The 23,513-nt window shown below is 33.5% G+C and carries 14 protein-coding genes and 1 tRNA gene; 10 read left to right on the forward strand and 5 right to left on the reverse strand.

Annotated features, from left to right (window positions below; genetic code table 11):
- Positions 1 to 20 precede the first annotated feature (20 nt).
- Positions 21 to 1,409, reverse strand: a complete 1,389-nt coding sequence (locus ACH5TX_RS15600; RefSeq protein ID WP_439340416.1) for a dipeptidase — start codon at positions 1,407 to 1,409, stop codon at positions 21 to 23.
- A 101-nt stretch (positions 1,410 to 1,510) separates the two neighbouring features.
- Here ACH5TX_RS15600 and ACH5TX_RS15605 point away from each other — a divergent pair.
- A tRNA-Leu gene (locus tag ACH5TX_RS15605) sits at positions 1,511 to 1,592 on the forward strand.
- Between the two features lie 197 nt (positions 1,593 to 1,789).
- On the opposite strand, the gene ACH5TX_RS15610 is transcribed toward ACH5TX_RS15605, so the two are convergent.
- The 4 genes from ACH5TX_RS15610 to ACH5TX_RS15625 form a co-directional block, all read right to left on the reverse strand.
- Positions 1,790 to 2,677 carry a PorP/SprF family type IX secretion system membrane protein gene (locus tag ACH5TX_RS15610; protein ID WP_439340417.1) on the reverse strand — a complete coding sequence of 296 codons (888 nt, stop codon included), beginning with the start codon at positions 2,675 to 2,677 and terminating at the stop codon, positions 1,790 to 1,792.
- Between the two features lie 17 nt (positions 2,678 to 2,694).
- The gene (locus ACH5TX_RS15615; RefSeq protein ID WP_439340418.1) at positions 2,695 to 7,110 is read right to left on the reverse strand and encodes a T9SS type B sorting domain-containing protein; all 4,416 of its coding nucleotides are present in this window, start codon (positions 7,108 to 7,110) and stop codon (positions 2,695 to 2,697) included.
- A 14-nt stretch (positions 7,111 to 7,124) separates the two neighbouring features.
- A complete protein-coding gene (locus ACH5TX_RS15620) occupies positions 7,125 to 7,673 on the reverse strand; it encodes a DUF4347 domain-containing protein (protein WP_439340419.1) in 549 nt (182 codons plus the stop codon).
- Positions 7,674 to 8,240: 567 nt separating this feature from the next.
- A complete protein-coding gene (locus ACH5TX_RS15625; RefSeq protein WP_439340420.1) occupies positions 8,241 to 9,116 on the reverse strand; it encodes an AraC family transcriptional regulator in 876 nt (291 codons plus the stop codon).
- A gap of 200 nt (positions 9,117 to 9,316) precedes the next feature.
- Between ACH5TX_RS15625 and ACH5TX_RS15630 the strand changes: the two genes are divergently transcribed.
- From ACH5TX_RS15630 to araA, 9 genes are all read left to right on the forward strand, one after another.
- A complete protein-coding gene (locus ACH5TX_RS15630; protein ID WP_439340421.1) occupies positions 9,317 to 10,711 on the forward strand; it encodes a sugar porter family MFS transporter in 1,395 nt (464 codons plus the stop codon).
- 7 nt (positions 10,712 to 10,718) lie between these two features.
- Positions 10,719 to 14,009, forward strand: a complete 3,291-nt coding sequence (locus tag ACH5TX_RS15635) for a DUF5107 domain-containing protein (RefSeq protein WP_439340422.1) — start codon at positions 10,719 to 10,721, stop codon at positions 14,007 to 14,009.
- A 260-nt stretch (positions 14,010 to 14,269) separates the two neighbouring features.
- Positions 14,270 to 16,306, forward strand: a complete 2,037-nt coding sequence (locus ACH5TX_RS15640) for a transketolase family protein (protein ID WP_439340423.1) — start codon at positions 14,270 to 14,272, stop codon at positions 16,304 to 16,306.
- Positions 16,307 to 16,316: 10 nt separating this feature from the next.
- Positions 16,317 to 16,973: a fructose-6-phosphate aldolase gene (fsa, locus tag ACH5TX_RS15645; RefSeq protein WP_439336802.1), complete on the forward strand. Its 657-nt coding sequence runs from the start codon at positions 16,317 to 16,319 to the stop codon at positions 16,971 to 16,973.
- 23 nt (positions 16,974 to 16,996) lie between these two features.
- On the forward strand, positions 16,997 to 17,683 hold the full coding sequence (locus ACH5TX_RS15650) for an NUDIX hydrolase (RefSeq protein ID WP_439340424.1): 687 nt from the start codon (positions 16,997 to 16,999) through the stop codon (positions 17,681 to 17,683).
- A 177-nt stretch (positions 17,684 to 17,860) separates the two neighbouring features.
- Positions 17,861 to 19,534, forward strand: coding sequence for a ribulokinase (locus ACH5TX_RS15655; protein WP_439340425.1), 1,674 nt, complete (start codon positions 17,861 to 17,863; stop codon positions 19,532 to 19,534).
- Between the two features lie 4 nt (positions 19,535 to 19,538).
- A complete protein-coding gene (locus ACH5TX_RS15660) occupies positions 19,539 to 20,246 on the forward strand; it encodes an L-ribulose-5-phosphate 4-epimerase (RefSeq protein WP_439340493.1) in 708 nt (235 codons plus the stop codon).
- A 46-nt stretch (positions 20,247 to 20,292) separates the two neighbouring features.
- Positions 20,293 to 21,882 carry a solute:sodium symporter family transporter gene (locus ACH5TX_RS15665; RefSeq protein WP_439340426.1) on the forward strand — a complete coding sequence of 530 codons (1,590 nt, stop codon included), beginning with the start codon at positions 20,293 to 20,295 and terminating at the stop codon, positions 21,880 to 21,882.
- Positions 21,883 to 21,902: 20 nt separating this feature from the next.
- Positions 21,903 to 23,408 (forward strand): L-arabinose isomerase, encoded by a 1,506-nt coding sequence (gene araA, locus ACH5TX_RS15670; protein ID WP_439340427.1) that lies wholly within the window; start codon positions 21,903 to 21,905, stop codon positions 23,406 to 23,408.
- Positions 23,409 to 23,513: the final 105 nt, after the last annotated feature.

Raw genomic sequence — 23,513 nt, forward strand, 5'->3', positions numbered from 1 at the left:
GATAAAGGTAACGCCCAAAATTATTTTGAAAGTTCTGTGAAATATTTATAAAATAACGGAATGGTTTCGATGCCTTTTAGGTAATTCCAAACGCCGAAATGTTCGTTTGGTGAGTGTATGGCGTCGCTATCTAGCCCGAAGCCCATTAAAATAGTTTTGCTTTTTAATTCTTGTTCGAATAATGCCACAATAGGAATGCTACCGCCACTACGTTGTGGAATTGGTGTTTTTCCGAAGGTGTCGTTATAGGCTTTACTGGCTGCTTTATAGCCAATGCTGTCTATTGGTGTTACGTAACCTTGTCCGCCATGATGTGGTGTCACTTTTACGGTAACGCCTTTTGGAGCGATGCTTTCAAAGTGTTTTGTAAATAATTCGGTAATGTTTTTCCAGTCTTGGTTTGGTACTAAGCGCATAGATATTTTTGCGTAGGCTTTACTTGCAATAACTGTTTTAGCGCCTTCGCCAGTATAACCGCCCCAAATGCCGTTTACATCTAGTGTTGGACGAATGGCATTACGTTCATTGGTTGTGTATCCTGTTTCACCATAAACAGCATCAATATCTAATGCTTTTTTGTAGTTTTCTAAACTGAAAGGGGCTTTTGCCATTTCAGCACGTTCTTCTTTTGAAAGTTCTTCAACATGGTCGTAAAACCCAGGAATGGTAATATGATTGTTTTCGTCATGTAAAGACGCAATCATTTTAGTTAACACGTTTATTGGGTTTGCTACGGCACCGCCGTAAAGTCCAGAGTGTAAATCTCTGTTAGGGCCTGTTACTTCAACTTCAACATAACTCAATCCGCGTAATCCAGTCGTTATTGATGGTACATCGTTAGCTATCATGCCTGTATCTGAAATAAGAATGACATCATTTTTTAACTTTTCTTGATTGTTTTTTACAAAGGTCGCAAGGTTAGAACTTCCAACTTCTTCTTCGCCTTCAATCATGAATTTTACATTGCATGGTAATTGATTAGTGGAAGTCATAAATTCCATAGCTTTTACGTGCATGTACATTTGTCCTTTGTCATCGCAAGCACCTCGTGCAAAAATAGCACCATCAGGATGTTTGTCTGTTTTTTTGATGACAGGTTCAAAAGGAGGTGAGTCCCATAAATTGATAGGATCTGGTGGTTGTACATCATAATGTCCGTACACTAATACAGTTGGTAAATTCTTATTAATTATTTTTTCGCCATAAACAATAGGGTAGCCTTTTGTTTCGCAAATTTCAACTGCTTCACATCCTGCTTTTTCTAAACTAATTTTTATAGCATCAGCCGTTTTTAAAACATCACCTTTATAAGCGGAGTCGGCACTTATAGATGGAATTTTAAGAAGTTCGATAAGTTCGTCTAAGAAACGATTTTTATGTTCTGATATGTAAGATTGTATTTGATTCATGAGTTTTTTCTATAGTTCATTCAAAAGTATAAAAAAAAGAATGTTTTTTACGGCTAAGAAGTTTGCAATTTAAAAATCTTGTTTATATTTGCAGTCCTTTAGCGGGCGTGGTGGAATTGGTAGACACGCTAGACTTAGGATCTAGTGCCGCGAGGTGTGGGAGTTCGAGTCTCCCCGCCCGCACTGTAAAGGAAAAGCTGACTTTTTTAAAGTTGGCTTTTTTGTTTTATACTCTCAGCTTCTTTCTGATTATAAGTAGGTATAGGTCAATAAGATTTATAAAAACAGATTAAAAGAAAAACGAGCATACCTAAGTATACTCGTTTAATATTAATTTACAAATAATATAATCTAGATGTTATTTGTCTTCTTTAATAAAATTAAAGTTTTAATTTTAACATTATTTCATGAGTTCCATTATCTATATTTCTAACTGAACTTTCAAGTGAAGTTTCGTAAGCATAGCCAATTTGCATCGTATTTGATGCTTTAAACATTACTAAACCACTTACACTTTCATCAATTCTATATGCTGCTCCTAAGTCAAAATGACCATTGAATTCAAATATAGCTGTTAAATCTACCGATAAAGGAGAGTTTTCTATGTAACGGATTAAAGTACTAGGCTTTAATGTTATATTTTCATTTAACACAAAATTATAGCCTCCTGATAAATAGATATGTCGTTTATTAGCTCCAACGGTGGCTATTCCATTGTTTTGTTCTAACCTGTCTTGGTTTATGATTTTAGGTACAGAAAATGATAAAAAATAATCATCATGTTTTAAATATATACCAGCACCAAAGTTAGAATTCAATCTGCCGTTTAGATTTATCAATTTAGGATCTTGAGCAACTCCGTAAGTAACTAATCCATCCGTATTCGCATCATAAGAGTTGAAACCAGCTTTAATACCAAAGTATAAGTCGATATCTTCATTTAATTTTAAATGATAGGAAAAGTCTGCGGCAATAGAAGTTTGCTTTTCTATAAAGGTTTTGTCACTTATTACAGATAACCCTAAGCCTACATTTTTACCTAACGGAGTGCCAAAAATAAAACTTTGGGTTTCTGGTGCTCCTTTAACATTTGACCATTGGCTTCGAATATTGATACCAAAATCAATAGCATCATTTGCTCCAGCATAGGCAGGATTTATTAAATTCATATTATACCCGTATAAGGTGTAATTTGGATCTTGTTGTGCTTCTACCGAAGAGATAACAAATAGCACAAGCGGTAAAATAATTTTATATATAAATTTCATTTTATTGACTTTTTTTATTAATAATTGATAAATAACCAGCCTTTTAATGGTGCTGAACCATTTCCTAAGTCAATTACATATAAGTATGACCCTGAAGGTAGTTTTTCAGAATTAGATTTGTAGATTCCATTCCAATCATTTTTATAACCTTTTGTAGCAAATACCTCATGCCCATATCTGTTATATACTCTTACTAATGAATTAGAGTAATTATCAATTCCTGGAATTATCCAAGTATCATTTATACCATCGCCATTAGGGGTAAATGCTTCTGCTGGAACTAATGAAGGTTCACTACTATTAGGGAAGTCATCATCAGAGTCTAAAACGCCATCATTATCGTCATCAGGATCTTCACTATCAGGTATTCCATCATTATCGTTGTCATCAGGAGTGCTATTACTGTTTTTGGTATCTGTTTCTTCTCTATCCTCAAGTTCATCTGAATACCCGTCATTGTCGTCATCAGTATCGGCATTGTCTCCAGTGCCATCACCATCAGTATCAGTATCTTCATCTGGATCTAACGGGAAATCATCATCAGCATCCGGTGTACCATCATTATCATCATCAGTATCTATATTATCTCCAGTACCATCACCATCGGTGTCTGTGTCTTCTTCGCCGTCACCATCATCATCGGTATCTGCATTGTCGCCTATGCCATCACCATCGGTATCTGTATTCTCATCTGGGTTTAAGGGTAGATCATCATCAGCATCCGGTGTGCCATCATTATCATCATCAGTATCGGCATTATCACCAGTACCATCACCGTCAGTATCAGTATCTTCATTTTCGTCTAGTGGAAAATCATCCTCAGCATCCGGTGTACCATCATTATCATCATCAGTATCGGTATTATCACCAGTACCATCACCATCAGTATCAGTATCTTCATTTTCGTCTAAAGGAAAATCATCGTCAGTATCCGGTGTACCATCGTTATCATCATCGGTATCAGCATTATCACCAGTACCATCACCGTCAGTATCAGTATCTTCATTTTCATCTAAAGGAAAATCATCCTCAGCATCCGGTGTACCATCATCATCATCATCGGTATCTGTAATATCAGGAATACTATCACCGTCAGTATCTAATAAAGCATCTAAAGACATGGTGTAGACTTCTGTACTTACAGCGTCTGAATTATCTTTAACTTTAAAAGTAAAAGATGTATAATCTGTTCCATAACCATCTGTTGCGGTAGTATATACTAATTTAGTAACGTCATCAATCAAATCATTATTTTGAACTGGAGTTCCATTATATGTTAATGTTCCAGGACTAGGTATTCCTATTACTTGAATTCCGTGAAAACCATCATTAACGTCAACATCACTAAATGTAAAGTCTGTTGTTGCAAAGCTGTATCCAACATTTTCAACAACTTCTAAAGATACATCTCCACCTTGTGGAAGGTCATTTTGTAAAGTTATGTTTAAAGTTGCTGTTATTGTATTTGAAAAGTTATTAGCATCTTCATATCTATATGTAAAACTATCTGTATTAACTTCATCTCCATTGTTTTCATAAGTAAATGTACCATCATTATTAAATGTAAATGATGCAGCATGTGCAGGCCCATCCACTAGATAATAAATTAAAGCATCACCGTCTACTTCTTCATCATTTGTTGATACATCTTCATTTAGTGTTGCGTTTTCATCTAAATTAAAACTGTCTGCTATTGCTATTGGTGCATCATCTACTGCTTGAATAGAAACAGTAATGCTACCTGTAGTGGTAGAACCATTGTTATCTATTTGGTAAACAACGGTATCTGTTCCGTTTTTATTAGTATCAGGAGTATACACAATATTATTATCACCATCTACAACAGCTGTACCTAAAGTACCTTGTGTAAATATAGTAACTGTTACAGTTCCGCCTGTGTCATAACTATCATTATATAATACGTTTATAGGAGAAGAATCGGTGTCTTCATCGGTTAGGGCTAAATCATCTTCAGCACTTAGAATTAATGTTAAATTATAAGGGCCAAAAGTAGCTACGCCAATATTGCCAGCATTATCTTTGGCTTGTGCATGAATATACCAAGTACCGCCTGAAGAAAAAGAAACATTTTTAGATTGGCTATTACTCCATGATCTCCAGCTACTATCATCTGAAGGAGGAGCAGTTACGCTTTGATTTAAAACATAACGTTGTACATCAAATCCACTACCAGAACCTTCATCTTGAAAAGTTAGCTGGATCGTGTCATCTGTAGTAATGTTTCCATTTGCCGGAGAAGCTGTTATAGTTGGATTAGTACTATCATCAATTATTGTTAATGTTCTATAAAAAGGTAACGACCAAACTCCTGTGTCTGTTTGTGTTTTAAAACTAATTATATATTCGGCATTTCCTGTATTATATGCAGAGAAATCTGTCATTGGAGCTCCAGCATTATAAATTTGAGTATCTGTTGGGTTGCCATCTGTATCGTAAACCCTTTTTATAACATTCCATTCTTCTGCAGTTAAAGATCTACCAAAAGGGTCTGAAGAGTTATTTTGAATAGAAATGGTCATGCCACCTGAGTATGTAGTTAAAACATCTGGCATAATATTGAACTCTGCTAGAGGTAAATCATCACTACCTCCTGTAGCAGCTGTTTTTTCAACATAAACACTTGCAGGCTTACTCCAAGTTCCTTGATGATCTTGAACTTTAAGCATGATTAAATATTGTCCGTCTGGTTGTCCTGATGGGCTAAATTGTCCCATAGTCCAATCTGCAGTACTGCCAGCATCTACCGATTTCCATTTCCATTCAGATTGCGCTATTCCATTACTAGCACCACCGTCTAAATCATAGGAGTTATTGGTTAGTGTGCCTGTTCCAGAATTATAAGTAAAACTTGCTATTGGTTTTCTGTGAAAGAAAAGTGTGGTAGGCGATGTTGGTAAATCTTCAAATGAAAATGTGTATTTCCCTGTTTTTTCATAAAATTCAGGTACATCATCTAGATAGAGATTATTCCATGATACTTTTCCAGTATTATTGGGGAATAAAGTTTCATCATGGGTTATTTTCCAACGTCCATTAGGATAACTAGCATTTGCTGTATTTGTTTTTAACTCTGCTGGAGCAACATCTATTTCTACAGACGTTCCTGCAATAAAATAGTCGCCATTTGTAACAGTTCCAAATAAGTATTGCTCATATATATATTGAGCTATTTGATCTATCCAGGAACTATATGAGGTTTCATCCCTATTAACAAAAGTTCCTTGAGTATTATTTTGTGCTGTAAAGCGTTCGAATTGGGCTTTATTAGCGTTAACACCCCAACCTATGTAGTGTATGTCTTCATTTATGGTTCGCATTAAAATTTCAGACAAATCAGAATCCACATCAAAATCGGCAACTTCCAAATCATCTAGATTTACATTAAAACGTAAAGCACTATTTCTCCATTGTGGCTCTCTAAGTACATCTTTAAAGGCACGAAGTTCTAATTTTTCAATATTAATATCTTTAAAATAAGCGTTTTGTTGTTCATGAACATAAAAACCATAACTTCCAGAACTATGTGTTGCATCTGAAATACTGAATGATTGAATCCAATCCGTTCCAGCACTGCCTCCACCACCTCTTCTTGAGATATTAATGTCATTTCCACTCATTTCTATTTTAAAGTCTATACTTTGACCATTATAAAAAGCAGCAAACATATCAGCTCTATTGGCATTCCATCCATAAGTAGCCGAACCATTTGTTCCGCTATTTGTATTAACAGCTAAAATAGTAGTAACACCATTTTCTCTTTTTAAAATGGCTTCAGCTGGAAAACCATCACCAGGAGCGTAATTCATTAAATTACCACAAGCTGTATGGTTGTCAATGATATAAGCATAGAAATTATCATTATCTATTTTTCTAAAAATGAAACCAACCTCTGCATGTGTATATGGTGCTCCTGAAAGACCGAAAGTCGCTGAAATAGTACCGTCAGCTACATCTCCTGTAGGGTCATACATAGCAACTCCATAATTCCCTGAATTTCTAGCCACTGGGTCTGCTAAGACTTCATTTGTTGTAGAGTTAAAAGAGAAATATGAACCACTGTAAACACCGCTACCTGCTGTACTTAAGTAATTATGAGAATTTGGTGGTTCGGCTCCTGTAAAATCCATAACATTCCAGCTATTAAAAATATCACCAGCATCAGCTTGATCTGAAGATATTGAACTCCTCTCAAAAGCTTCAACTCTTAGCTTTCCTAATGGGATACCTTTGGTATGCATTGCTTGTTCTAAATCGTCTTCAAAAGTACTTAGGTCTAAATTAGCAGACCCAACAGTTACCATAACATCTACGTTTGGTCCCTGTGTAACGGTCATGTCTACATTCTGGGAAAAAGAAACTGATAAATGGCTTAGGAAAACCATTACAATTAATTGTTTTAAAAATTTATTCATAATTATAGGTTAGGTTATTTTGTGAAAATTGGGTTTACTGTTGGTGTGCCAAGAGATGTGAAATCAAATGTCAAAGAAGAATTAAAAATATCTATACAATTGGTTGATGCACCAACATTGAAATATGCTTTATTTCCTAATTTTTTAATTAGATTAAGTCCTTCTGAATTTGATGCAAGATTACACGTATATAGTAATAATTGATAATTGTTTCCTGAATAAAGACCTTCTAGCATAGAAAGTTCAAATTCGTTATCTAATGAAACGTTAGTATATTCTATACCTCCCATTAAAATAGATTTGTAGCTAGATTCTGCAAACAAATGAATGTTTTTAAGGTTAGAGTCACTTTCTAGTTTTTCTCTAATCGTTTTCCAAGGATTCGAAGAATCATTAATGTTTAGTATAGCAATATTTGAAGGAAGTTTTGATAATAGTTTTTCCTTTTGTGCATAACTCTGGTCTATTACAACTAGGTCTTGAGATTGTGCGAATAGATAACCTCCACTATTAATAAGTAGAAGAATTATTAGAAATTTGATTTGGTGAAATTTTGATTTCATAAGATTGGTTTTTAAGGGTTTTTAAGGGTTTTTGTTTTTAATTGATTTATTTTTAGATGATTATGTGTTTAAATTTTGATTGTTTTGTAAGTTTTTGATTAGATATCGGTTAAATGCAAGTAAAAAAGTGTTAAAATTGTATTTCATCGAATATAATTGCATTTAACGGATGTAAAACTATTGTTTAATGAATGTTTAAAACATGACTTTTGTTAGGTTTTAGAAAAAAAACCGTATTTAATCCGATAATACTGTTGTTTAGTCGATTTTTTTGAGTTGATAAAATATGTTTAGAATATGCTTAATTTAACTATGACTAAGAATTTCAATCTAAAAAAGAAGTTACTTGTAAGGGGTTGTTATGGTTTGCAGATATATTTTGTTTATTTTTTTAATACTAGAAAGAGTTTTATTGAACTTATTAGATTTGTTTCGTTCCTTAAAAGGTTTGTTGAATAAATGATCTAGTGCCGCGAGGTGTGGAAGTTCGAGTCTCCCCGCCCGCACTGTAAAGGAAAAGCTTCTTGGGAACGAGAGGCTTTTTTGTTTTAAATACCCATCTTATTTCTAATTATCCCTCTGTTTATAAGTTTTAGGGGATACTCCCATATAGTTTTTAAATAATCTTGAAAAGTATAAAGGGTCTTTGAAACCTAATTTTATACTGATTTCTTTGATGCTTAAATTTGTGTAGTTAAGATATTCGCAAGCTTTTTGAGTTTTTTTTAGGTTGAAGAAATGGATTAAAGAATAGCCCGTTCCTTTTTTAAATAAGGTTTGTGTATATGATGTTGATAGATTAAAAGCTTTGGCAATGTCTTCAGCTTTTAATGATTTACCAAGATTGTTGTTTAAAAAAGCAGTTATGGAGCCAACTAAATTATCGCGTTTGTTAATATTTACAGTAGCATCAATATTATTGTAAATAAAAGCACTAATAAAGTTTAAGCTTAAAATATTAGCATATTCGAGCTGAGCTTCTAAATAAGTATTGTTTAAAATTTCAAAAATTTGGTTGAATAGTTTTATGCGATCACTATCAAAAGATATGGTTTCGTTTTTGTTTGGCCTGTATTTGTTGTATAGTGTTTCTGCTATTTTTCCATCAAAGTGCATCCAGTAAATACTCCAAGGATCCGTTTTGTCCGATTTGTAGGTGTGAGCTAAATGTTTAGGAATAATTATATATTGATTTGGTGATATAATTGTTTTTACACCATCCGTTTTTACCCAGCCAGTTCCTTCAACACAATAAATGAAAATATAAGTGCCATGATCTTTTTTTCGTTTTCTAAAGTGGTTGCTTGCTTTTGGAAAATACCCAATGTCAGAAATGTGAAAATTACTTGTAATGGTGTTGTTTTTTAATCTGCTTTTTACCTCATTAGGCAGTATAATGATTCGTTGACCTAAAAAACCTTCTTTTAAAGTTGATTTGTCCATGTTTATTAAAAAATAGTCTATTTTATTAATGCTTATTTTTTAATTATTTAGTGCTGTAGTATATTGTAATCAAAAAAAATGTGCTTAAAAAGATGTAAATAACTAAAGATAGCATGTAAATATAACTTAAAAAGTTAAGGGTTAGAATTTGAATGTTTATCAAAGAATAATCTATATTTTTATTAAAAACTAATTTATAAATGAAACCAACTAAATTTAATATTCCCTATTTACTGTCATTAGCGTTTGTGTCTGCCATGGGAGGATTACTATTCGGTTATGACTGGGTAGTTATTGGAGGTGCAAAACCTTTTTACGAACTTAATTTTGAGATAACGAATTCGCCTGCTTTACAAGGTTGGGCTATGAGTAGTGCACTTATTGGTTGTATTTTTGGAGCCGTTATTTCTGGAGTTATAGCCGATAAATTAGGTAGAAAAAAATCGTTGATTATTGCGTCTATTTTATTTACGGTATCTGCATTAGGAACAGGTTGGGTTGACACCTTTACGCCTTTTATTTGGTATCGATTAATTGGCGGATTGGGCATAGGTTTAGCTTCTACATTATCGCCTATGTACATTGCAGAAATTGCACCAGCTAAATTTAGAGGTCGGTTTGTAGCTATTAACCAGCTAACCATTGTTGTTGGCATTTTGGCGGCTCAAATTGCAAATTGGTTAATTGCAGATCCTATTGCAGATAGTGCAACTCCTATAGATATTTTAAATTCTTGGAATGGACAAACAGGATGGCGCATTATGTTTTGGGCAGAATTAATTCCCGCTGGACTATTTTTTTTATTCATGTTTTTAGTGCCTGAAAGTCCACGGTTTTTAGTTAAGGTTAATGAAGATGAAAAAGCAAGTCGTGTTCTAAATAAAATTGGAGGCGATGCATATGCTTTACAGGAATTATCTAGTATTAAAGATTCATTTAAAGAAACTGTTAAAGAAACATTTTCTATTTCAGATTATCGCAGTAAAAAAGTATTGCCCGTTTTAGTAATTGGTGTTGTACTAGCAGTATTTCAGCAATGGTGTGGAATTAATATCATCTTTAATTATGCACAAGAAATTTTTACTTCTGCAGGGTATAGTGTAGGTGATATGTTATTCAACATTGTTATAACAGGTAGTGTTAATTTAATATTCACATTTGTTGCTATGCGAACAGTTGATAGTTGGGGACGGAGAAAATTAATGCTTTTTGGTTCAATTGGTCTTGCAATTGTTTATGCTATTTTAGGCGCTGCTTATTATTTTGAATTTAAAGGCTGGCCTGTTTTAGTGTTGGTAATTACAGCCATTGCCATTTATTCTATGTCACTAGCTCCCATTACTTGGGTGGTGCTTTCAGAAATATTTCCTAATAGATTAAGAGGTGTTGCTATGGCAATTGCTACTTTTTCGCTTTGGGTAGCCTCCTTTATATTAACCTTTACGTTTCCTATTTTAAATGAAGCATTAGGTTCGTATGGAACGTTTTGGGTCTATAGTTTTATATGTGTTTTAGGGTTTGTCTTTATTAAAAAGAAATTGCCTGAAACGAAAGGGAAAAGCTTAGAAGAAATTGAAAGTGAATTAACAGATTAATAATATTATGAGTGCAGTTAAAGCTTGGAAAGAGATTGTTGTGATTCCAACTTACGAGGTAGGAACACCAGAGAAATATCCTGTTTTTTTAGATAAAAGAGTTTATCAAGCAAGTAGTGGTGCTGTATATCCGCATCCTGTAATAGAAAAAATAAGTGATGAAAAAGTAGATAAAGAATGGGAAGTCGTTTTCATTGAAAACGATTATATAAAAATCATGGTCATTCCAGCTTTAGGAGGAAGAATTCAAATGGCTTATGATAAAATTAGAGAACGCCATTTTGTGTATTATAATCAAGTTGTTAAACCGGCTTTAGTTGGTTTAACAGGACCTTGGATTTCTGGTGGTATTGAGTTTAACTGGCCACAACATCACCGACCAAGTACTTATGATCCTACCGATTTTAAAATTGAAGAAAATAAAGATGGAAGTGTTACGGTTTGGGTTAGCGAAGTAGAGCGTATGTTCCGCACCAAAGGAATGGCTGGATTTACATTGCATCCAGATAAAGCCTATTTAGAAATTAAAGCACAATTATATAACCGTACACCGCATCCGCAAACCTTTTTATGGTGGGCTAATCCAGCTGTTGCTGTAAACGATCATTATCAATCTGTTTTTCCACCAGATGTGAATGCTGTTTTCGATCATGGAAAACGTGATGTTTCAGAATTTCCTATTGCAAAAGGAGAATATTATAAAGTAGATTATGCGCCTGGAACCGATATTTCAAGATATAAAAACATTCCTGTTCCAACGTCTTATATGGCTATTCAGTCTGATTACGATTTTGTGGGTGGTTATGAAAATGATTCCAAAGGCGGATTGCTTCATGTGGCAGATCATCATGTGTCACCAGGAAAAAAACAATGGACTTGGGGTAATGGCGATTTTGGTAAAGCATGGGATAGAAATTTAACAGATAGTGATGGCCCATACATAGAATTAATGTGTGGAGTGTATACCGATAATCAGCCCGATTTTTCATGGATGCATCCTTATGAAGAAAAAACGTTTAAGCAGTATTTTATGCCCTATTATAATGTAGGAGTTGTAAAAAATGCGACTAAAGAAGCGCTTTTAAATATTGAAGCATCAGAAAAAAAAGTGACTGTAAAAGTTCATGTTACATCTATATATCCAAAGAGTAAATTAATTTTAGAATCTTCAGAAAAAGTATTATTTGAAATAGAACAAGATTTAGATCCTAAAAATGGTTTTGAAAAAAGCATTGCTTTAAAAGGAGCTTCTTATCAAGATTTAACAGCTACAGTAAAAAATGCTAGCGGAACTACATTAGTGTCATGGTCGCCAAAATCCTTAAAAGAAGGTGGTATTCCTAATTCTGCAGTTGCTGCAAAACAACCAAAAGACATAGAAAGTGTTGAACAATTATTTTTAAGAGGTTTACACTTAGAGCAATATAGACATGCGACTTATAATGCTACAGATTATTATTTAGAAGGCTTGTCTCGCGATCCTTATGATGTACGATGCAACAACGCTATGGGTTTATGGTGTCTTAAAAAAGCAAAATTCGATAAAGCTTTAGAATATTTTGATAAAGCTATAGAAACCTTAATAGAACGTAACCCAAACCCGTATGATGGAGAACCTTATTTTAATAGAGGTTTAGCGCTTCGATATTTAGGAAGAACAGACGAAGCTTATGCTGCATTTTATAAATCATGTTGGAATGCCGCTTGGCAAGATGCAGGTTATTTTAATGTAGCTCAAATAGATTGTGTAAAAGGTGATTACACAAGAGCTTTGGAGCATATAGATAAAGCCTTAATTAAAAATTGGCACAATCATAAAGCGCGTCATTTAAAAATTATCATTTTAAAAAAGCTAGGAAGAATTGAAGAAGCCATTCAATTAGTAAATGATTCTTTAGCTATAGATAATTTCAATTTTGGTGTATTATATGAGAAATGTCTTTTAACAAGTGATAAAGAAAATCTTAATGAATTAAAAAGTCTGTTAAGAAATTACGATCATAATTATATTGAATACTCTTTAGATTATGCGCAATGTGGTGAATTTAATCAAGCTATAGATTTTATTGGTTTATTAATTGATGTTAAAAAAGAATTATATCCAATGGTTTATTATTTCTTAGGATGGTATCACGAGCAAAATTTTAATGAAGGAGAAGCTAAAAAGGCTTATGGATTAGCACAAAAAATGTCTAGCGATTATTGTTTTCCTAATCGATTAGAAGAAGTAATTGTGCTGCAATCTGCTATTCAATTTAATTCAAACGATGCAATTGCATGTTATTATTTAGGTAACTTTTGGTATGCAAATAAACAATATACAAAAGCTAAGCAAGTATGGGAAACAGCTGTTGGTTTAGATAATGAAAATCCTATTACGCATAGAAATTTAGCATTATTATACTTTAATAAAGAGAATAAAAGAGGTTTAGCAAAGCAACATTTAGAAACTGCTTTTAAATTAGATACTACAGATGCACGTTTGTTAATGGAGTTAGATCAGCTTTATAAAAAGATGAATGTTTCTGTTGATGAGCGATTAGATATCTTAGAAAAGCATATCGATTTAACAGAATCTAGAGACGATTTATATTTAGAACGCGTTGCTTTGTGTAATTTTAAAGGTAATTTTTCTAAAGCTTTAAATTTAGTTCAAAAAAGACAATTTCATCCTTGGGAAGGCGGAGAAGGTAAAGTCCCGTTTCAGCATATCACAGCTCAAGTTGAAGTTGCAAAACAAGCTATAAAAACAGGTGATTATAAAAAGGCGATTACGCATTTAGAAGCTGCTCAAGTATATCCTCATAATTTAGGAGAGGGTAAGTTACATGGTACTCAAGAAAACGACATTAATTATTGGTTAGGTTGTGCTTATGAAAAATTAGGTGAATTAGAGAAAGCTAAAGCTAGTTGGGAATTAGCTTCACAAGGGCTTAGCGATCCTAGTCCGGCTATTTTCTATAACGATCAGCAACCAGACAAAATATTTTATCAAGGATTGGCTTTGCTTAAGTTAGGCAAAATAGAAGAAGCCAATTACCGATTCAATAATTTAATAAATTATGGTAAAGCTCATATGAACGACCATATAAAATTAGATTATTTTGCAATCTCATTACCTGATCTTTTAATATGGGAAGAAGATTTAAATGACCTTAACAAGGTACATTGTAATTATTTAATTGGTTTAGGAAAATTAGGGATGAAAGACTTAGAAGGTGCAAAAGAAGTTTTTAATAAAGTTTTAGACCAAAATTTATATCATTTAGCTGCAGAAATTCATCAAAAAATGACTTAAAATTAAATTTTTAAGTCATTATGATTTTTTTAGGGAGCAGAATTTTAATACGCTTTAATTCAATAAAATTAGAGGTGTTTTAAAAACAAAAAATCCATAAGTGTTTTTGTAACACTTATGGATTTTTTGTTATATATTTGCAAATATAACTTTCTATTGTGTTTAATTAAGACTTTTGTTTTAAAAAGTTTTAATTTTTTTTACAAGTTTGCAATAGAATAAAAAGAACACAACAAGCTATTAAATTAACCAAAATTGAAATGAACAAAAAATTAGATCAACAAGCGGCAGATAATATTAGAGCATTAGCTGTGGCAATGGTAGAAAAAGCAAATTCAGGACATCCTGGAGGGCCAATGGGAGGTGCAGATTTTATGCATATTTTATACTCAGAGTTCTTTAATTTCGATCCATCTGATATGACATGGGCTTTTAGAGATCGCTTTTTTATGGATGCAGGGCATTTATCTACTTTAATGTATGCACAGTATTATCTTTTAGGTAATTATGAAAAGGACGATGTTGCTAATTTTAGACAATGGGGTTCTATTACACCAGGACATCCAGAGGTTGATGTAGCTAGAGGTATTGAAAATACATCTGGACCATTAGGTCAAGGTCATACTATGGGTATTGGTGCTGCAATTGGAGCAAAGTTTTTACAAGCTCGTTTTGGAGATTGGATGAATCATAAAGTTTATGGTTTTATTTCTGATGGTGGTGTACAAGAAGAGATTTCTCAAGGTGCAGGTAGAATTGCAGGACATTTAGGGTTGAGTAACTTTATTATGTTTTTTGATTCTAACGATATTCAATTGTCAACATCTACAGATGAGGTGACTACTGAAGACACAGCAATGAAGTATGAATCATGGGGATGGAAAGTTGTTACCATCGATGGTCATAATCATGATGAAATAAGACAAGCATTAACAGATGCTAATAATGAAACTGAAAAACCGACTTTAATTATTGGTAAAACAATAATGGGTAAAGGTTGTGTGACTGCAGATGATGCTATGTTTGAAGGTGAATGTGAATTACACGGTCAGCCAATAGGACATACAGGAGCAGATTATACTAAGACTTTATTAAACTTAGGAGCAAATCCTGAAAGTCCGTTCGATATTTACGAAGATGTAAGTGCTTTTTATAAAGATATATTAAAAGAAAAAGTAGCTAAAGCATCAGAGAAAAAAGCAGAAATTGAGGCTTGGAGACAAGCAAATACAGAACTTGCTGCAAAATTAGATTTCTTCTTATCTGGTGAATTACCAGAATTAGATTTTGAATCTATCGAACATAAAGCAGGATTAGCTTCTAGAGCAGCTTCTTCTGGAGTATTGGCTTATTTAGCTGAAAACGTAGAAAACATGATTGTGTCTTCTGCCGATTTATCTAACAGTGATAAAACAGACGGTTTCTTAAAGAAAACCCATGCACTTAAAAAAGGTGATTTCTCAGGGTCGTTCTTACAAGCAGGTGTTGCAGAGTTAACTATGGCTTGTATTGCAAACGGATTAGCATTACACGGAGGAATTATTCCTGTAGTTGCTACATTCTTTGTGTTTTCAGATTATATGAAACCAGCCATTCGTTTAAGTGGTATTCAAGAATTAGGTGTAAAATATGTTTGGACGCATGATGCATTCCGTGTAGGTGAAGATGGACCAACACACCAACCAGTAGAACAAGAAGCTCAAATTCGTTTATTAGAAAAACTTAAAAACCATAGCGGTAAACCAAGTTTCTTAGCATTACGTCCTGCTGATTCAGCAGAAACTAGTGTTGCTTGGAAAATGGCTTTAGAAAATAAAACGACACCATCAGGATTAATTTTATCTAGACAAGGTATTAAAGATCTTCCTGCAAAAGGAGCTTCAAGATATAGTGATGCTTTAGCTGCTGAAAAAGGTGGGTATTTAGTAAAAGAAGTTGAAAATCCAGATGTTGTTTTAGTAGCAAACGGATCGGAAGTAGCAACGTTATTTGCTGCTGCTGAAATTTTAGAAGCTGAAAACGGACTGAAAGTGAATATTGCTTCTGTAATTTCAGAAGGTGTTTTCAGATTACAATCTAAAGAATATCAAAACTCTGTAATTCCTCAAAACAAACCATTATTTGGTTTAACAGCAGGATTGCCAGTAAACTTAGAAGGTTTGGTTGGAGCTAACGGTAAAGTATTTGGTTTAGATCACTTTGGTTATTCTGCACCAGCAACGGTACTAGATGATAAGTTTGGTTTTACAGGCGAAAAAGTAAGCAAAGAAGTATTAGAATATTTAAAAACAGTATAAAACTACAGATATGAAATTTTTTATTGATACAGCAAATTTAGATGATATTGCAGAAGCTCAAGCTTTAGGAGTATTAGATGGTGTTACAACTAACCCATCATTAATGGCAAAAGAAGGTATTACTGGTGCTGAAAATATTTTAGCGCATTATCAAAAAATATGTGATTTAGTTGAAGGCGATGTAAGTGCTGAAGTTATCTCAACAGATTTTGAAGGTATGGTTAAAGAAGGTGAAGCATTAGCTGCTTTACACCCTCAAATTGTTGTTAAGTTACCTATGATTGCTGCTGGAGTTAAAGCTTGTAAGTATTTTTCAGATAAAGGTATTAGAACGAATGTAACATTAGTGTTTTCAGCTGGTCAAGCTTTGTTAGCAGCGAAAGCTGGAGCAACTTATGTGTCTCCTTTCTTAGGGCGTTTAGATGATATATCTACAGATGGTTTAAACTTAATTGCTGAAATTAGATTAATTTATGATAACTACGGTTTCGATACAGAAATTTTAGCGGCATCAGTACGTCATACAATGCATGTTATTGACTGTGCTAAATTAGGTTCAGATGTTATGACAGGGCCTTTATCTTCAATTACAGGATTATTAAGACACCCTTTAACTGATAGCGGATTAGCTAAGTTTTTAGAAGATTATAAAAAAGGAAATCAATAATTAATAGTTGTTGATTGCAATAAATGAGAATTGAAAGTAGAATATACGAAGAAACGCAAAAGCTAAAATTAGCTGTTGATTGTATTATTTTTGGCTTTAATAACAATAGATTAGAGTTACTTTTAATTCACAGAGGGTTCGAACCCGAAAAAGGTAAATGGTCTCTAATTGGCGGTTTCATTGGTAATGATGAAGATCTTGATGAAGCCGCTAATAGAGTTCTATATAATTTATCTGGTTTGCAGAATATTTATATGGAACAGGTTCGTACTTGGGGTAAAGCAAATAGAGATACATCAGGTCGAGTTATATCGACAACCTATAGTGCTATGATTTTGAAATCGGAGTACGATGAAGAAAAAGTAAGTGCTTATAACACAAAGTGGTTTCCTATTGATGCGCTTCCAGAGCTTGTTTTCGATCATAAAGATATGGTAGAATCAGCAATAAGACGATTGAGAAGACGTGTTAGAAATTTTCCAATAGCTTTTAATTTATTACCTCCAAAATTCACATTGCCACAGTTGCAATTGCTTTATGAAGGTATTTTGAATGAAACTATTGATAAGAGGAATTTCAGGAGAAAAGTATCTCAAATGAAATTTTTAGTCAAATTAGAAGAAAAGGATATGTCCGAATCAAGAAAAGGCGCCTTTTTTTATTATTTTGATGAAGCCCTATATAATAAAGAACAGAATTTTAATTTATAGTTAAAAGTGTAGTATAACCTTACTTTTGAATTGTAAATTTTATTGAAAGTATAGGATGAAGAAATGACTTTTTTGAAAGTTGTTTTTTTTGTTTTAAATTTTATAAGCGTCTTTGTTACACTTATAAAAATAAACCTTATATTGCAATGTGGAATAATATCTATTTAGATTAATATTATGAGTGAAGTAAAATATACCATAGGAATGGATTTTGGCTCAGATTCAGTTAGAGCCTTAATAGTTAATGCTCTAACGGGCGAAGAAATGGCTACTGCCGTTCATTATTATGCACGATGGAAAAGCGGTAAATATTGTGAGCCTTCAAAAAATAAATTCAGACAACATCCTTTAGATTATATTGAAGGGATCGAAAATACTATTAAAGCAGTGGCGTCTCAGGTGTCTGATGATGTTGTAAATAATATAGTTGGTATTGGTGTCGATACTACAGGATCTACGCCTGTTGCAGTTGATAAAGCTGGAACACCATTAGCGTTGTTAAATGGATTTGAAGAAAATCCAAATGCTATGTTTGTTTTATGGAAAGATCATACAGGTATTAAAGAAGCCGACGAAATAAATGATTTATGTGCAAAATGGGATATAGATTATTCTCAGTTTGAAGGAGGTATTTATTCTTCAGAATGGTTTTGGTCTAAAATATTACATGTTTCTAGAGCCGATGAAACGGTTTTAAAGGCAGCGCATTCTTGGGTAGAACATTGCGATTGGGTACCGTTTTTATTAACAGGAGGAAATGATGTAAGCCAGATGAAACGTAGTCGTTGTGCTGCAGGTCATAAAGCCTTATGGCATGAGTCTTTTGGTGGTTTGCCTCCAAATGATTTCTTTGTTGCTCTAGATCCTGTTTTAGATGGTTTAACAGATAGGTTGTATAAAGAAACATATACTTCTGATGTTTCTGTTGGAACACTTTCAGAGGAATGGGCAAAACGATTAGGATTGTCAACGTCTGTTGAAGTTGCTGTTGGTGCTTTCGATTGTCACATGGGAGCCGTAGGTGTTAATATAGAACCTTACTATTTAACAAAAGTAATGGGGACTTCAACCTGCGATATTTTAGTAACGCCTTTGCAAGAAGAAGAATATTTAGTAAAAGGTATTTGCGGACAAGTAGATGGTTCTGTAGTGCCAAATATGTTAGGTTTAGAAGCAGGACAATCTGCTTTTGGCGACATATATGCTTGGTTCGAGCGTTTAGTATCGTGGCCAATTAAAGAACTTATTGGAGATTCTAGTTTAATAAGTGAAGACATAAAAGAAAAATTAGTTGAAGAATCAATAGCTAATATACTCCCAAAATTAAGTGAAGCAGCTTCAAAAGAACCTATCGGTGCTTCAGGAGAATTGGCTTTAGATTGGATGAATGGAAGACGAACACCAGATGCTAATCAAAATTTAAAAGGTGTTATTTCTGGAATCAATTTAGGAAGCACATCGCCTAAAGTATTTAGAGCTTTGGTAGAAGCTTCTTGTTTTGGAGCTAAAAAAATAGCCGATAGATTTATAAGTGAAGGTATTCCTGTAAAAGGAGTTATTGCTTTAGGAGGTATTGCAAAAAAATCATCTTTTGTTATGCAGGTTATGGCAGATGTTTTAAATTCCCCAATCAAAGTTGCAAAATCTGAACAAGCTTGTGCATTAGGAGCTTCAATTTTTGGAGCGGTTACAGCTGGTGTGTATACAGATACGGAAGCAGCAATGGATGCTATGGCGAGTCCTTTTGAAAAGGTTTATGAGCCAATAGAAGAAAATGTAGAAGCCTACAAAAAAGTATATAAAAATTATAGCGAATTATGTGTTGCTATGGAAAATCATATCATGCAATAATAAAATTATGAGTATTTATAAAACATTAAAAGAAGAAGCTTACGAGGCCAATATGGAACTTCCAGAATTAGGCTTAGTGTTATTTACATTTGGTAATGCCAGTGCTGTTGATAGAGATAAAGGCGTATTTGCAATAAAACCTAGCGGTGTACCTTATGTAGATTTGAAGCCTGAAGATATGGTGATTTGTGATTTTGATGCTAAAATAGTTGAGGGAAGCATGAGACCTTCTTCCGATACAAAAACGCATGCTGTTTTATACAAGGAGTGGGGAGATATTGGAGGTGTAGTTCATACACATTCAACTTATGGAACTGCTTGGGCTCAAGCTGTTAAAGATGTGCCTATTTTTGGAACCACACATGCCGATCATTTAATCTCAGATATTCCTTGCGCACCACCTATGAAGGATGATTATATTGCTGGCGATTATGAGCATATGACGGGTTATCAAATTATAGATTGTTTAAAAGAACGTGGCTTAGATTATAATGAAATAGGAATGATTTTAGTTGGCAATCATGCACCATTTACATGGGGTAAAACGGCTGCTAAAGCGGTTTATAATAGTGCTGTTTGTGAAGAAGTTGCAAAAATGGCATATTTAACTTTGCAGATTAATCCAAATGCTGTTATTTTGAAAGATGCATTAAAAAAGAAACATTTTGAGCGTAAGCATGGAACTGATGCTTATTACGGACAAGGATGTTAAAAATAAATATACCAATTAACTAATTATTAATTTAAACTAAATAAATATGAGTATTTTATCTTTTGTTGCCTTTACTTTACTTGTTGCTGTTATCGCATGGTGGTCTACACGAAAAACAGATGAGAATTCATCGGATGGCTATTTTCTTGGAGGAAGAAGTCTAACAGGTCCAGTAATTGCTGGTTCACTGTTACTAACCAACTTATCGACAGAACAAATTGTAGGTATGAATGGTGTTTCTTTTAGAGATGGTATTCCAATTATGGCATATGAAGTTGTAGCAGCTATCGCTATGGTATTTACAGCATTTGTATTACTGCCTAAATATCTTAAAAGTGGAATTGCTACCATTCCTCAGTTTTTAGAAAACCGATATGGTAAAAGCACAAAAACAATTGTCTCATTATTATTCTTATTAGGTTACGCTATATCTATGTTGCCAACAGTATTATATTCTGGTGCATTGGCAATAAATACCATGTTTGATATTCCAGAAATGTTGGGTATGGAACCAGAACCAGCACTTTGGGTCACGGTTTGGAGTATTGGAATAATAGGTAGTATTTACGCTATTTTTGGAGGTTTAAAAGCCGTTGCTGTTTCAGATTCAATTAATGCAGTAGGATTAATTGTTGGAGGATCATTAATTCCAATTTTTGGTTTAATGAAAATAGGTGATGGTAATGTATTTACTGGTTTGAAAAAGCTAACAACTGCACTTCCTGAAAAGTTTGATATTATTGGTGGACCTGATTCTGATGTGCCATTTTGGACACTTTTTACAGGAACGATTATTGTGAATTTTTATTATTGGGGAACCAATCAAGCTATTATTCAAAGAGCACTTGGTGCTAAAAACTTAAAAGAAGGTCAAAAAGGACTTTTAATGGCAGCGTTTATTAAAATACTAGGGCCATTTATTGTAGTACTACCGGGTATTATTGCTTTTTATATTTTTAAAGGTGATTTAGCAAATGCAGATGAAGCGTATCCAATGGTTGTAAAAGCAGTATTGCCAGTAGCATTTATTGGTTTCTTTGCAGCTGTTCTTTTTGGGGCTATTTTAAGTTCGTTTAATAGTGCTTTAAATAGTTCGGTAACATTATTTGGTTTAGATTTCTATAAAGAATATATAAACAAAGATGCTTCTGAGAAACAAGTTGTAAAAGCAGGTAAAACATTCGGTATAGTTTTAGCTGTATTCTCAATGGCAATAGCACCTTTATTATATGGAGTACAAGGTGGTATTTTTACATATTTACAAGAATTAAACGGGACACACAGTGTGCCAATTTTAGCGATTATAATTGTTGGGATATTTTCTAAACGTGTATCTGGAAAAGCAGCTAATATCGCCATCTTATTTAGTGCTATTACTTATTTAATTTTATTGTATGTTGTTAGACCAATGTGTATAGAATCTGGTGCATATTTTCCACATTTCTTGCATTTAATGGGAGCTCTTTTCGTTCTTGTAGTATTAATTATGTTTGTTGTTAGTAAGTTCTTCCCAAGAGAAACTGATTATGAACAAGTATATACTAAACAAGTTGATATCACAGCGTGGAAATATTTAAAACCAGTTGGATATACAGTTGTTGCAGCAGTTGTTGCACTTTATATTTATTTATCATAAGAATAAAATTTTAAAAAATAATGATTAATTTTAAACAAGGAGACATCTGGTTTGTAACTGGAAGTCAGCATTTATACGGCCCTGAAACACTTAAGCAGGTAGCCGAACATTCAAAGGAAATAGCTAATGCTTATACAGCTAATACAACCATTCCTGTAAATGTCATTTTTAAACCAACGGTAAAATCACCAGAGGAGATTCATGCCATTTGTAAAGCGGCTAATAACGATGATACTTGTATTGGTATTATTACTTGGATGCATACATTTTCACCAGCTAAAATGTGGATTGCAGGTTTAAACGCTTTACAAAAACCATTTTTACATTTACATACGCAGTTCAATAGAGATATTCCATGGAGTTCTATTGATATGGATTTTATGAATTTAAACCAATCGGCACATGGTGGTCGTGAGTTTGGATTTATAGCATCAAGAATGCGATTAAATCGTAAGGTAGTTGTTGGACACTGGCAAAATGAAAAAGTAATTGCTAAAGTTGCCGATTGGTGTCGTGTTGCTAATGCAGTTGCCGATAGTAGAAAAATGAAAGTGGCTCGTTTTGGAGACAATATGAGACAAGTTGCTGTAACCGATGGAAATAAAGTGTCTGCTCAAATTAAATTTGGGTATGAAGTTAATGGTTACGGTGTTGGCGATTTAGTAAAATACATTGATGGTATTTCAGATGCTCAAGTTGATAGACTTGTACAAGAATATGATGATACTTATGTAATGGCAGCAAAAATTAAAACAGATGGCACGATGCGATCTGCTTTAAAAGATGCCGCTAAAATAGAATTAGGAATGCGTGCCTTTTTAGAAGAAGGTGGCTATACAGCATTTACCGATACGTTTGAAGATTTACATGGAATGAAACAATTACCAGGTATTGCAACACAACGTTTAATGGCTAGTGGTTATGGTTTTGGTGGTGAAGGCGATTGGAAAACTTCAGCATTAGTTCGTACCATGAAAGTTATGGGAGCTGGTTTAGAAGGCGGTAATAGTTTTATGGAAGATTATACGTATCATTTCGATCCAGATAATTCAACATGTTTAGGATCTCATATGTTAGAAATTTGTCCATCTATTGCTAAAGGCGATGTGTCTTGTGAAATTCATCCGTTAGGAATAGGAGGAAAAGAAGATCCTGTAAGATTAGTGTTTAACGGTGGCGCAGGAAAAGCATTAAATGCTTCTGTGGTAGATATGGGGAATCGTTTTAGAATGCTTGTAAATACTGTTGAAGCAGTCGATATTAAAAATGATTTACCAAAACTTCCTGTGGCGCGTGTGCTTTGGGATGCTAAACCAGATTTACAAACAGCTGCTGCTGCTTGGATTTATGCTGGAGGTGCTCATCATACTTGTTATAGTCAAAATATTTCTGCGGAGTCTTTAGAAGATTTTGCTGAAATAATGGATATAGAGTTTTTACTAATAGATGAAAAAACAGATTTATACAGATTTAAACAAGAGCTTCGTTGGAATGATGCTGCTTATGTTTTAAATAAAGGTTATTAAGTAATAAAACTTATTAATAAAACTAAAAGACTGCCTGAAAAGGTGGTCTTTTTGTATTTGTTTAAAAAAGTAAATATTTAACATAAATATTGGTAACATTTTTAA

The sequence above is a fragment of the Thalassobellus citreus genome (genome assembly GCF_044385915.1).
Classification (GTDB): Bacteria; Bacteroidota; Bacteroidia; order Flavobacteriales; family Flavobacteriaceae; genus Thalassobellus; species Thalassobellus citreus.

Bases quoted from the DNA above. Each gene is read 5' to 3' on its own strand.
- ACH5TX_RS15650 (WP_439340424.1), top strand. From the start codon at position 16,997: ATGAGAATTGAAAGTAGAATATACGAAGAAACGCAAAAGCTAAAATTA.
- fsa (WP_439336802.1), top strand. From the start codon at position 16,317: ATGAAATTTTTTATTGATACAGCAAATTTAGATGATATTGCAGAAGCT.
- ACH5TX_RS15620 (WP_439340419.1), bottom strand. From the start codon at position 7,673: ATGAAATCAAAATTTCACCAAATCAAATTTCTAATAATTCTTCTACTT.
- ACH5TX_RS15610 (WP_439340417.1), bottom strand. From the start codon at position 2,677: ATGAAATTTATATATAAAATTATTTTACCGCTTGTGCTATTTGTTATC.
- ACH5TX_RS15625 (WP_439340420.1), bottom strand. From the start codon at position 9,116: ATGGACAAATCAACTTTAAAAGAAGGTTTTTTAGGTCAACGAATCATT.
- ACH5TX_RS15640 (WP_439340423.1), top strand. From the start codon at position 14,270: ATGAACAAAAAATTAGATCAACAAGCGGCAGATAATATTAGAGCATTA.
- ACH5TX_RS15635 (WP_439340422.1), top strand. From the start codon at position 10,719: ATGAGTGCAGTTAAAGCTTGGAAAGAGATTGTTGTGATTCCAACTTAC.
- ACH5TX_RS15655 (WP_439340425.1), top strand. From the start codon at position 17,861: ATGAGTGAAGTAAAATATACCATAGGAATGGATTTTGGCTCAGATTCA.
- araA (WP_439340427.1), top strand. From the start codon at position 21,903: ATGATTAATTTTAAACAAGGAGACATCTGGTTTGTAACTGGAAGTCAG.
- ACH5TX_RS15630 (WP_439340421.1), top strand. From the start codon at position 9,317: ATGAAACCAACTAAATTTAATATTCCCTATTTACTGTCATTAGCGTTT.
- ACH5TX_RS15615 (WP_439340418.1), bottom strand. From the start codon at position 7,110: ATGAATAAATTTTTAAAACAATTAATTGTAATGGTTTTCCTAAGCCAT.
- ACH5TX_RS15665 (WP_439340426.1), top strand. From the start codon at position 20,293: ATGAGTATTTTATCTTTTGTTGCCTTTACTTTACTTGTTGCTGTTATC.
- ACH5TX_RS15600 (WP_439340416.1), bottom strand. From the start codon at position 1,409: ATGAATCAAATACAATCTTACATATCAGAACATAAAAATCGTTTCTTA.